The following is a 12,998-nucleotide window of genomic DNA, read 5'->3' as shown; positions in this document are numbered from 1 at the left end:
AAGTACATCAGAGGAACCATCAAAATAAGCTCTTGCTCACTTACGGATGATGAATCCACAGAGAACAAGAACTTATTTTGGTAAGAAGCCTTATCATCAAAAACAAAGCAGAACATTTAACGTAAGCTGGTTAATGAGTCAGGGTTGTCCATTCTACACCTTCGGGGAGCAGAGCCGCAATGCGGTCTTTGGCTTCCTTTTTGCTGTACAACGATTCATCCAGAATGGCGGCGGTACCCGAATCACTGCTTGTCCGAATCAAACGTCCCAGACCTTGCTTCACACGCAGCAGCATATATGGAAGATCGATCTCTTCATAAGGTGCCGCTGACGCTGTACGTTTTGCATTAAATACAGGGTCTTGTGGTGGATACGGGAGCGACCAGATCATAACATTGGATAATGACGGTCCCGGAACGTCCAGACCTTCCCACAGATTGACGGAGCATAGCACACTTTCCTCATCCTCCTGGAAAGCGGCAATCAGGTCACTAATCTCCCGATCTCCCTCATACATAAAGCGTAACCCTTGAGCCTCAGGGACATGAACGATGTCCTGCTTGAATGCACGCAACTCTTCCATCGTACGGAACAGAATCAGGGCACGACCCCCACTCTCCTGAAGCAGCGTCACGGCGTCACGCATCCGATTTTCGTTTTCTGGGTGACCAGGTACAGTTTCATCTGTAATCTTCATCTGCATTTTGTCCGCGTAGTCATATGGAGAAGCCACGGAGAACGATACAAAATCATCAATCCCCAGACTGTCTGCCACATAACGGAATGAACTGTCCACAGATAACGTTGCGGATGAGAAGACAATCGGAATGCCTGTATTGAACACACGCTCGTTCAGAATTTCCTTCACGGTACGCGGCATGATCGATAAGGTTATCTCGTCTTCGCTCTCTTCAGCCCAGCAGATGTACCCATCTTCCTTACGGAACAACGCAAGTGCAGACTGAATCATGTCCAAATGTTCTTCCACTACACGCATCTGATAGCCATCCAGTGAGAACAATCCGCTCTCAAATACTAATTCTTCGCCGATCGCATCCAATACGCTGGTCAGACGTTCAATCTCACGCAGCAGCGGCGGTTCTACCCTCACTTCTTTCCGTTCCGATCCGGGAATGGCTACCGTATACGTATCGAGCAACGCAAACAGTCGCTCACTGCTCTCAATCGCTTCATCCACACGCTCGGCGAGGGATTCACGAATCTCCCCTTCAAGCAGACGGGTAACCAGTTCCTCGAAGATGCGGTGTTTCAATTTGTAGCTCAGTGCGTTCAGGGCCGCTTCTTCCAGCAAATGTCCTTCATCAAATACAACCGAGCTGTGATCTGGCAGCAGTGGCAATTGTCCCTCGCGTTTGCGCGCTTCATAGGTCCACACATGCTCCATGTAGTAATCATGGGAACAGATAATAATGTCCTTGGAACGACGATAGTGGTCACGCGACAGCGTCAAGCCACAGCGTTGACGTTTGGGACAAACGAAGCAATCCTGGAACGGGTCCCAGTTAATTTTGTTCCACTGGCGATCATTCAGATGTGGATACTGTTTGCGGTCACCATACGGATGGAAAGCCTGAAGCGTACCCGGCGTATTCACAAAATCCGGAAGGCTTTCATGCACTTCTTCAATGACAGGCGCATCCTCATCCGCAAATCTCATCGCACTTAATTTGTTCAAACAGACGTATTGGTCAGGTGACTTGCCCAGACGTGCGTCCACTTCCAAATCCAGATGTGCAGCCAGCTTCGCAATATCTCCGCCGGCCTTCACGAGCTGTTCAATCAATGACTCATCCGCACAGGCGATTACTGCCGGTTTACCCGTATAACGTGCATAACAGACCGCGTAGAGCAGATAGACTAATGTCTTGCCTGTTCCCACACCAGCCTCAGCCATAATGGTCTTTTTATCTCCATAGGCCCGTTCGAGCTGATACGCCATAAAAATCTGTTCATCCCGTACCTCGAAGCCAGACTCTGGCAAAATATCGTAAAAAACATCGGCAACCCATTCCCCTAAACGGGATACAAAAGGTTCAGCCGGATCATATGCGAAAGGATAACGTTGTGTAGACAATCCTGGGTCAGCCTCCATTCTTCTATAAGTGGTGCATTTTTATCTAAAAACCGTCCATAGGGCAAAAGTTAATTATCCCACGCCATGAGGTGGGTGACAAGCTTTTTTTGCGAAATTTTATGTATAGAACCGGACCACAGGGAAAATATATACAGAAATCCAACCTAAGGAAAGGTGGTACTCCATGGATAACCATTCTTCACAACCTGAGCATTCCTCAGACAAGGCACCCGAGACATTAACGGATCGGCAAGGCCATCCCATCACGGATAATCAAAATGTTCGAACCGTCGGCAGCCGGGGACCGACCACGCTGGAGAATTATCATTTTCTTGAAAAGATCACCCATTTTGACCGCGAACGTATTCCAGAACGGGTTGTCCATGCCCGCGGCGCTGGCGCCCATGGCGTATTTCAGGCTTATGGAACGGCCGGGGATAAACCGGTATCAAAGTATACTCGCGCACGTCTGTTTCAGGAAAAAGGTAAAGAAACGCCCGTATTCGTTCGCTTCTCTACAGTTATTCATGGTGGGCATTCACCGGAGACGCTTCGGGACCCGCGCGGATTTGCTGTGAAATTCTATACCGAGGACGGCAACTGGGATCTGGTGGGCAACAATCTGAAAATCTTTTTCATTCGTGACCCGCTCAAGTTCCCGGATATGGTACATGCCTTCAAGCCAGACCCGTTGACCAATGCACAGGATATGGAACGGTTTTTCGATTTCGTTTCGCTCAGTCCTGAAGCCACCCATATGATTACGTTTCTCTTCTCCCCTTGGGGAATTCCGGCCAACTATCGACAAATGCAGGGGTCGGGCGTCAATACATACAAATGGGTGAATCAGGAAGGCACTGGCGTGCTCATTAAATATCACTGGGAACCGCTCAATCAAGGCATACGCAACCTGCTCCAGAAGGACGCCAGTGATATTCAGGGGCAGAACTTTAACCACGCCACACTCGACCTGTATCACGCCATCGAACAAGGAGACTACCCGGAATGGGAGCTGTGCGTTCAGGTTATGGAGGACGGCGAGCATCCCGAACTGAATTTTGATCCGCTGGACCCGACCAAGCTGTGGCCGCCAGAGCAGTTTCCATTTTTGCCGGTTGGGAAAATGACGCTAAACCGCAATCCAGAGGACTACTTCAATGAAGTGGAACAAGCAGCGTTTGGCACAGGTGTACTGGTGGATGGACTGGATTTCTCGGATGACAAACTGCTGCAAGGCCGCACCTTCTCCTACTCGGATACCCAGCGTCACCGGGTGGGTGCCAACTACCTGCAACTGCCAGTTAATGCACCCAAAAATCGGGTTGCCACCAATCAGAGCGGTGGACAGATGCAATATCAGGTCGATCGTGCACCGGGGCAGAACCCGCATGTGAACTACGAGCCATCCTCTCTTGGTGGACTTAAAGAAGCTGCACCGCGCGGCCCGGAACATGAACCTCTCATTGAGGGTCGTCTTGTTCGTGAGAAGATTGAGCGTACCAATGACTTTGGACAAGCGGGTGATACGTACCGGGCGTTCGAGGATTGGGAGCGGGATGAGCTAATCAGCAACATGGTCGGCGCATTGGCACAATGCAAACCGGATATCCGCGAGCGCATGATCTCCCATTTCACACAAGCCGATGCCGATTATGGACGCCGGGTAGCGGAAGGATTATCCTCCGTCTCAACAGATGACAGTCCCACGGTTCAGCCCAAGCATGAACCCACGGTGGAACAGGCTGCCAAGCGCAGCCATGAAGCTGATCCGTATTAAGAAAAAAGCCAGCGGCTGCGTAATTAAACGTGGTCGCTGACTTCCCTACAACAATTTTTTTGTTATATATGAATTCAAGGAATTTTTAAACCTGCATTTTTGATATCAACATCTTTTGTATCAGATAATTTATGTACAAGTCTTAGTTAGTGAACCATTATCTTCCTTTCCTAGGTTGGAAGACTCGTTCTCCTCTGATCCAAAGATGACATCCCTGAGTTAAATTATGTAATTTTTATCCTCTCAGTTCTGTTATTAACTGCTTATTTTGGCAGTGTTGTATTGGAGTAATTTATTGAAATATCCGGCCCTAATCATGATCTTCTCTTTTGGAATTTTTAAATACCTCAGCTATTATTAAATAAACTAGACCAAGAACAAATAAAATTAACCCCAAAACAATACCTATCTTCGAAGTGAATTCCGTAGATATTATTTGCAACATCTGATATTCATCTGTACCTGACATTAATATTGAATTTGAAATTAAATTCAAACCGATAAACAGGCTTGAGGCAATAATTAACCCTAGTCCAATAGATCGTCTACTCATAGTAAAACTCCCTTATGACAAATTCGTTTAAACCCTGCAAACAAGGCTGAGAACTTTTCCTTGTTTGCAGGGAGAGATAAATAGTTACTTTGTATATTGCTGCTGTTGAACAATGTAACCTACAGGCCTCCAAGCTGATCCGCTTTCTGTACTGGTCGGCCCTTTTACTCCTCCGGATTGCAAGTAACGATTCTCATCAAACTGTCTTACCGAATAATTCGTAAAAATCTTAACGTTTAATTTCTTATTACTGGCAACGGATTCAGTTCTAAAGTTTCTAGAAATTTCATGGCCTGTTGAGGCATTAAACCCAACTTCGGCAGAAACCTCCTTAGCGCTAAATCCAAATTTGCTACTGTATCCGGAATTAACAACGTTTTTTAAAGTATACGTAAAACCATCTGGCAATGGGCCTTCGAACCAATCACTGTATAACGGTTGATCTGCATAATAACGGTCTCCTATTGTTCTTACATTACTTATCCATTTTACGATAAAAGACGTCATTGGTGTAACAATAGAGTCTCCGGGATTATCAACTATTCTATTCGTATTATAGTTAATAGCTGGTTCTGTATAAAGAACTGTTGTATTTATAGAAGTAAGTTGATAGCCATCAGGTACCTCAATTTCTTCATCAGCGATGAGTTGATCCAAACTTTCTCTATCAGTTAAAGTGAACACTTTCTGATTGGCGTCTTCGTATGATAAAGATCCAAAACTTGTATATTTATTAATACTTATTTGATCTTTAGGCGCTTCATCTTGTTCAGCTAATACCGATCCACTTAGACTGAATGCTAAAAATGCACTAAGAAATAAAGTAACAAACAACTTCTTTTTCTTCAAAATATAAAACCTCCATCCTCTTTAATTAAGATATATATGAACGCTGGCCAGCATTTCATATCGCAATTAGCTTCTCTGAGAATATTGCCTATGTAGAGGTACAAATAAATTCTTTTATGATTTTCCATTTGTTGATTATATTTTATCATAATTTGGATAACCAGTTATATAGGTACAAGGAACCTTTATGTAATAATCTGGTAGATTAATTTTGTTTAACAGACGACTTACGCATCAATAATTTATAGCACATCATATGATTAAAGCTCAGATAGAAAGTGTTTAAGGTACGCACATAGCTGGGACCTTCTAAGAATCGATATCCTTTTGTCATCAACTGCTTTGGTTAAATCCTGTGTATGTACACTAACTAAAGTCAACCCCTGTTAGCAAAACAGGGGAAACTGAGTTCAATTAAGCCGATAAACTGTTGAATTCAAATGATAGACCTGAACAATGGATTATCACTCCCGATGACTCATGCCCTCTTAGCCCCCTTCTTGCCCACATCCAAAATAATCTGATCAAATGATTATTGATGATAACGTTTACAACATTTACCATGGACCTGTGTCCTCTAGGACTTCATTTCCCAAATACTAAGGAGGTTTGCGTAATGAAATTATTCTCGTCTGCATCTACTCATGTCCATGCACGAACTGAACGTTCACTGAAATCGAAAATGGCCCATATCTGTCTGAGCGCCGCGTTCCCTCTATTATTGATTGGTGGTGGATCGGCTGGTGCCGAAGAACTGATCGAGAGCAGCTTGCAAAATCCCGCAGAATCCGTTGCTGTGTCTAGCACCGCACTCGCTGCAGGTGATCTATATGTCGCTCCTGGCGGCTCGGCTAGCAATTCCGGAACCCTCGCGAGTCCTACGTCACTGGCTAACGCGCTGACACAAATCGCACCGGGCAAAACGATATATCTGCGCGGCGGCACCTACAACTTCTCGGAAACGGTTACGATTGAACGAGGCAATAGTGGTACATCTGGACAGCGCAAAAATCTGGTGGCGTACGGATCGGAAAAGCCTGTCTTTGATTTCTCAGCCCAAGCATTCGCTTCCACCAATCGCGGGCTGCAAATGTTCGGAGACTACTGGCTCGTCAAAGGGCTTGAAGTGAAGGGTGCGGGCGACAACGGTATCTTTATCGGGGGCAGCTACAACCGCCTGGAACAGATCGAAGCTCATCATAACCGGGATACTGGCATCCAGCTCGGTCGTTATGCCTCTACTGCTGCCAAGAGTGAGTGGCCTGCCTATAATGAGATTATTCGTTCGTATTCCCATGATAACTATGATCCGGATGATGGAGAGGATGCCGACGGATTCGCTGCCAAATTGACGGTAGGCCCGGGCAACCTGTTCGATGGTTGTATCGCTGCCTATAATGTGGATGACGGCTGGGATCTCTATAGCAAAACCGACACAGGCGCCATTGGCGTCGTCACGATCCGTAACAGCATCGCCCATCACAACGGGCAGACTTCGGATGGTACATCCACCTCCAACAGTGACGGTAACGGCTTCAAGCTGGGAGGCGAGAAAATCGCGGTGAATCACATTGTCGAGAACAGTATTGCTTTTCAAAATAAAAAGCACGGCTTCACCTATAACAGCAACCCAGGTTCAATTCAGATGAAAAATAATACATCCTGGCAAAATGGTCAAAGCAACTTCGCCTTTGATGTAGGCACACACATTTTCACCAACAACCTGTCCTTTGAAGGCGGCGCCAGCGACAAAACCAGCGGAACCGACGTCAGCAGTACCAACGTCTGGTGGAAAAACAAAAAAAGCGTCAACGACAAAGGCCTGCTCTCCAGCGCAGCCGACTTTGTCTCTCTCGTGCCTTCGGTAACGCGCAGCGCGGACGGAACGCCTGTCCTGGGCAACTTTCTGAAGCTTGCCACAGGCAGTGATTTGATCGGCTCGGGTACGCCATCGGGTACGAATATTGGGGCGCGGTAAGCGGTAGTGTAGTTTGGAGTTAGAGTAAGACATGTGTGTTCAGCGCACATGCAGAGTAAAAGAAACGGATTAAACATGAAATCCCCTTCCCTATGCCAGCCGAATTGCTGGTGTTGGAGAAGGGGATTTTTGAGTTGCTGCATACCCTGTTGACTTATGGATTGATACATACTCACGGTTTGCATAAAACCTCAATGATGAGTTTACCACCTGTACGAAAACCTTGCTCAAACGCTGCTTCTACATACATGGATGTGGACTGTCCGATCAAGTCGATCAGTTGCTCCAAAGCATCGTATTCTGTATCTGTGAGAGTTGTTTTGTAGATCTGCATCATGTCCGATATTTGGCGATTGATCTCTTGATACTCGGCCTGCTCAGGATGAATCGATTCGTCCAACCGCAGGTTTCCGTGAAACAAATCTTCGATCAGGTTTGACATGTTTTCCTTCATAGTAAGGTCACCTCACGAAGATTGTACCCTAAGAGAAGAACTCATATTGGATTTTAGCGGAAAATTCACTAAGGTAGTTAGTTAAGATCTATCAGTTAATTTGTTACTACAATAAAACGTGAGTATACAGTTCATTTAACTTGCTTTAACGCTCTTCCGTGTTGAAGAAACAAACTCCTCAGAAGGACTGTTTAGAATTGTTCCAATTATCTTAATTTTTATGGTTCGATATCAGTATATTTATTTAGGCCAATAATGCTATCAAGCTGGAACATCTCAGACAAAATATACTGAGATTCAATATAGGGTAATTCAAGTCCTTCAAGTAGACAATTAAATTTATGATGAAGAAAACTATAATGATTCTGTTCTGCAAGTAATAGACCTTTGTTAAACCAATTCTTTTCCTCGTCTAAACCGTTATTGAGTAGAAATTTAGAATAGTAATAGATCGCTTCAGTATAATAATAACGAATCGACTGTAAATCATGGATCGCGTTCTCATAAAAATTGATAGTTTTCTTTTCATCTGTCTCTATGAAAGCTAGCATTAAGGATTTAAGACCCGAGGTGTATCTATCTGTAACAACTAGTCTATTTATAGTTTTCTTATCTAATTTTATCATTTTTGCTTTAATGTAATGAATTTGCATCAATTGTGTATATTCTTTTCTATAGAAACTATTACTTATAACGGTTTCCAACTCATCATATTCCAATTTATTCGTGTTTAACTTCATTTCCATTAATGTAAATGGAGAAATCTTTTTTCTGTTTGAAATCAGTAATTCTTCTATCTTCCCATATTCCCCCGAGTAAAATAATAATCGAATTATATTCCACTGGTTATGGAAATTGCTTTCTTTTACAAACTTTCTAACTTCATTCACATTACTGTACATATAGATTTCAAGCGCTAAATTAACAATATCCTTCTCCAATTCAACAGTATGATCAAGTTTATACATTTCTTCAATTGAGACCGATTTCTTTAATCTATTGTACCCTTCCTCAAAATCACCTTCATTATATTTAGCATTTGCTACTATAACCTCAAATAAAACATTCGACTTTGCCACGTCAAAATGATGTTTTATTTTTTCGATTTTATCACTAAATTGCTGAGTTTGGTGGATTAAGTCAAACATTTGATAAGTTATTACTATAAATTGTATCTTCTCATCTTGATCATCGTCAAAGGCAGTTATATAACTGTAACTTTTAATAAAGTTCTCAACGTTTTGGTCAAAGATTTTTAATCCAAGTGTTCGATCAGCATGATACATTTTATAAAGCATCTTACCTAGAAAATTCATATAATAAAAAGCTCGTTTATAAAAATCAACTTTTTCTTCCTCCGACCTCTTAACAAACTGATGCTCGGCAAACCTTCCTATAATTGATTGTAATTTAATAAACCCCCTGTTGATTTCGATCAACGATTTGTTTTCTAATGAAGTAATCTCACGATCGGTAACCTTTTTGGAATCACGCTTATAATCGCTTTGTGAAAAAAAATTTTTTATATTGTTCATGTGGATACCATCCGGAAATAAGTAAAGCAATTCAAACAACAGCTTTTCATTAACTTTCAGACTTTTGTAAGAATAAGCTATGGACTGGTAGAGTGACTTCGAACGTTCAATATTAGAATCAGTCTCGTCGTCAAAAATATCCTCGTAGTCATCCTTCGTAATGTTAAAGAAATCCTCCTCAAGATCTTTCTTCAGAACGGCCATGTTTTTGGACTTAGGGAGATTTCTGGCTGTTATCTTGATTGCCAGAGGATTGTTATTCAACAGTTTTCCCAATATGTCCTCTTTGAGTATTTTAATCTCTTCTGTGTTCAATGACGATTTGTAGTACTTTCCAAACAACTCAAACGCTTCTTCATTTGTAAAAGCTCTCATCTCATGTCGTTCCTCAAATTCCAATTGAACCCATTCTCTAGATGTTATAACTATGTTTACATAATCACATAAAAAAGCAACAAGAGCTTTGACTTCATCCCTTTCTTTTATATAAAGCAATGTCTCGAAATTATCCATAATAATTACGGCATCGAGTTCAATGTTATTTTGCAAAATATGTTCTTTAAGATTAATTGTACTCTCAATACCAAAACATTGTGCAACCTTATATTCAAAAGATTTATAGTGTGTGATGAACTCACAGTCAATAAAATAAATTCCATCTAGATAGAACCCTCTCTCAAATAGTTCTATGGCGATTTTTTTAACTGTAGTAGTTTTTCCAATACCACCTGATCCTTTAATGGTCAAAACTTGCTTATTGGTATCAATTACTTTTCTCGTAATATCCTCCATATCTGTTTTGCGGCCAACGAAATTAACTAGATTTTTAGCATCAATATTTTCAGATAGAATTTGTTTTGATTCGTCAATTCGTGTTACAACTTTCGAATTCCCCTTTTCCACCAAGTTTAAATCAAACTTTTCTAGATTTACGATAAATCCGTTTATGAAATTATTCAATGTTTTCCTTTGAAACAACTTAAAGAACACGCTACTTAAGTCTGTCTCCCACAAGACTGCCAATGGAATAGATATTGACGGGGTCGTCATTTGTGTTTTCTTATCGGTAAAGATAAATATGCCCTTTAGAAGATCCGAAATCAGATTTTCCTCTATCTCCTCTAATGTAATCAGTTTACTCTTTAGGTACTGATCTTCAATAACAATTTTATCCTTCACTGTCTGAGATAGAATGATAATATAGTTGAATCCCTCCAAATTTCTTAAAACCTCAAGAGAAAAGTAGAAGCACTCAATGGTAACCTTGAATTTAGCAAGGTGCTTAGTCACCTTCTCAAAATATGGCTTATTCTCCTGGTCAATAGGAGCGGCCATTAACAACGCAATTGACACTTCTTTGACTATTAAAGACGGAAGCGCTGGAGCTATATTGCCAACTATAGTTTCTGATGCTCCACTAATTTGGCTTGAAGCTCCTTTAATTTCAATTAGACTGTCCAGAAAGGGACCTAATTCACTCCAATTATTTAGGAGAATAGGGTGCACTCCGTGCATCTCACTTGCATTACTTTCTACGGTCAGATAGTAATGTTGTCTAGAGAATCCTTTGTAAATTGCATGAATGTATTCAAACTGCTTCTTAACGTATTCGTCAGACAAGCTGAATCCAATAAAAAGAATTGTATGATCGGCGACAAGATTTTTAAGCTTTTCAATCGCAGCTGTCTCCTTATACAATTGGTCATAATCGTCCTGAAACAAAATACATTTTTCTGGATTCTCTATGCAACCATGCAATTTGAGCAGGAAATTTTCTTTGTCTTGCAAATTCGCTATATGAAAAGTATTGTCAAACACAACCTTTCTAAAATTTGTCGCTGTTTCGAGCAATCGGTCATAGTTAGTTGTAATGATTTTAGAGGAGACTTTACCTACTTTTTGATGAAGTTCAAGATTCAGTCCATCCAGCGACTTGTCTATTTCACGATACAATACTTCATATACCTGTTTCTTTTTGTCTTTGATTTTGTCCAATACTTCTAAGGAGGTGAACAAACCAGTATCTAATACGTCTTCTAGTCTCTTATATTTATCGTCCTCTGATGCTAACCCTTTCAATACTAAGCTTATAAGCCCGTTCCAACTCGGAAAATTCAATGGCTGAGAAAATCCTGCGCCTATGAACAATAATAGTTTGTTTTCTTTAATGGCCTCAATAATTTGCTGTTTCATAATGCCCCCTGTAGCTTAAAGATGATTGGAACTTTTCTTTCATTCTTTATACTATCCTATTTATTACCATCTCGCATCTGTAAAAAATCTAGTTAGGCACATTTTATTACTCAACTTTTACATATGAAATATTAAACCGACTCTTGTGGCGCAAGAAAAATTCAACTTTTTAATCATATTTACAAAAAAGCATCTCACTTGTTTGGGATCATAGAAGCATCCAATCAATCAAGGCAACAAGAACGGTCCCTTGCTCATCTTTATAAATTTTTGTTCAGTTTTTTTGTTAATAGGATACTCATCAAAAGCATTAGCAATATTCTAAAACACAATAATTCAAAAAGAGCGGTATTACAAACATCTGTACGTGGATACCAAGTTTTCGGTATATCTTCATTTTCCACTGTTGCGTTCATTATGTATTTTAATTCAAAAGAACCCTTTTATATAAAAATACCTTTTTTAGGAACTAATGCTTTTCTTCCGTACTGCACTCCTAAATTATTACTCAGATCAATTAATAAAACTGAGTTAGGCGACAAGATAAAACCAGCTCATAAACGAACTGGCTTGATGACTACCACTATTAAAAATAGCAACGTTGTACAACCTAGCTATCTCCCCTCTGAATATATAAATACATAATTCCCTTCATCCGACTTCTCTTCCGAGAAAGCAAAACCTAACCGATCAAAGCTTCTGATATCCTTCACATCTGTAATCTTACGCTCTGCCATATATCGCACCATCTCACCTCTGGCCATTTTGGCCCGGGTTGCCTTTTCAACAAGCTTACCATCAACCATTTGTCCAAATACACAAGTGATAAAGCGGGTTTCCTCGCTCAAAAAAGGAGTGATGTTTTTGCTATACTCTCTGGAAGCCAGATTCAGAATACAGTTGCTTTCCTCTTGAAGCTGATCTGCCAATTTGCTGCCCCAGAATTGATAGAGAGATTTGAAACCTGGACCTTGCAGCTTGCCCTGCATCTCCAACCGATAAGGGGTAACCCCATCCAAAGGGCGTAACATGCCATAAAAACCGGATAATATGCGTAAATGCTGCTGAAGATACGCCAGTTCCTCATGTTGAAAAACACCTGGAGCCATATATTGATACTGAATGCCCTCGTAGGAATATATGGCTGGCGTAAGATTTGCTTTTATATTCATATTTCGAATCCGCTCCACGTTCTGTTCGGCGATTGCATCGTTACACTTCCACATCGCTTTGAGTTCGTCATAGGTTAACTTTTGAAGCAGACTGAGTAGCTGTTCTGACTCTTTTATAAACTGCGGCATCTGCGCAATAGCCATAAGATCGGTATCAATCTTCATCTTTTTAGCTGGTGATATGATAATTCTCATCGTGCTGATCCATCCTTAATCTACCGTTGTTTTTGTCGTTATTCATTGTACAGGATTGGCTAGGTGAATCCAATGTCAGGGCTTAACTAAATCTCTCATGTCACCTTTGAAAAGGATTAAAAATGAACAAGCCCGCCCACGATTGGACCAGCTTGTTCATTAACATTCAACACTTTAAATGGGTGTGAAAGCAAAAC

General features: G+C 41.4%; 8 protein-coding genes. 2 read left to right on the top strand and 6 right to left on the bottom strand.

All coding sequences use genetic code 11. The features are described from left to right. Positions 1–130: 130 nt before the first annotated feature. The gene (locus DC345_RS16320) at positions 131–2,113 is read right to left on the bottom strand and encodes an ATP-dependent DNA helicase (RefSeq protein WP_113053969.1); all 1,983 of its coding nucleotides are present in this window, start codon (positions 2,111–2,113) and stop codon (positions 131–133) included. 166 nt (positions 2,114–2,279) lie between these two features. On the opposite strand from DC345_RS16320, the gene DC345_RS16315 reads away from it, so the two are divergent. Next, positions 2,280–3,872, top strand: a complete 1,593-nt coding sequence (locus tag DC345_RS16315) for a catalase (protein WP_113053968.1) — start codon at positions 2,280–2,282, stop codon at positions 3,870–3,872. Between the two features lie 310 nt (positions 3,873–4,182). On the opposite strand, the gene DC345_RS16310 is transcribed toward DC345_RS16315, so the two are convergent. Together DC345_RS16310 and DC345_RS16305 are read right to left on the bottom strand one after the other, a co-directional pair. Then, complete coding sequence (locus DC345_RS16310) at positions 4,183–4,425, bottom strand: hypothetical protein (protein WP_113053967.1); 243 nt, start codon at positions 4,423–4,425, stop codon at positions 4,183–4,185. Between the two features lie 84 nt (positions 4,426–4,509). Beyond that, positions 4,510–5,274 (bottom strand): hypothetical protein, encoded by a 765-nt coding sequence (locus DC345_RS16305; protein WP_113053966.1) that lies wholly within the window; start codon positions 5,272–5,274, stop codon positions 4,510–4,512. A 616-nt stretch (positions 5,275–5,890) separates the two neighbouring features. Between DC345_RS16305 and DC345_RS16300 the strand changes: the two genes are divergently transcribed. Continuing rightward, a complete protein-coding gene (locus DC345_RS16300) occupies positions 5,891–7,252 on the top strand; it encodes a right-handed parallel beta-helix repeat-containing protein (protein WP_113053965.1) in 1,362 nt (453 codons plus the stop codon). A gap of 172 nt (positions 7,253–7,424) precedes the next feature. On the opposite strand, the gene DC345_RS16295 is transcribed toward DC345_RS16300, so the two are convergent. From DC345_RS16295 to yaaA, 3 genes are all read right to left on the bottom strand, one after another. Further along, positions 7,425–7,706 carry a DUF6809 family protein gene (locus tag DC345_RS16295; RefSeq protein WP_113053964.1) on the bottom strand — a complete coding sequence of 94 codons (282 nt, stop codon included), beginning with the start codon at positions 7,704–7,706 and terminating at the stop codon, positions 7,425–7,427. 218 nt (positions 7,707–7,924) lie between these two features. Then, the gene (locus DC345_RS16290) at positions 7,925–11,434 is read right to left on the bottom strand and encodes an SIR2 family protein (protein WP_113053963.1); all 3,510 of its coding nucleotides are present in this window, start codon (positions 11,432–11,434) and stop codon (positions 7,925–7,927) included. Between the two features lie 614 nt (positions 11,435–12,048). Beyond that, positions 12,049–12,801 carry a peroxide stress protein YaaA gene (yaaA, locus tag DC345_RS16285; protein ID WP_113053962.1) on the bottom strand — a complete coding sequence of 251 codons (753 nt, stop codon included), beginning with the start codon at positions 12,799–12,801 and terminating at the stop codon, positions 12,049–12,051. Positions 12,802–12,998 lie beyond the last annotated feature (197 nt).

Origin of the sequence: Paenibacillus taichungensis, from assembly GCF_003287275.1 — a bacterium.
GTDB classification, from domain to species: domain Bacteria; phylum Bacillota; class Bacilli; order Paenibacillales; family Paenibacillaceae; genus Paenibacillus; species Paenibacillus taichungensis_A.
This window is presented reverse-complemented; position numbering and strand designations above follow the sequence as displayed.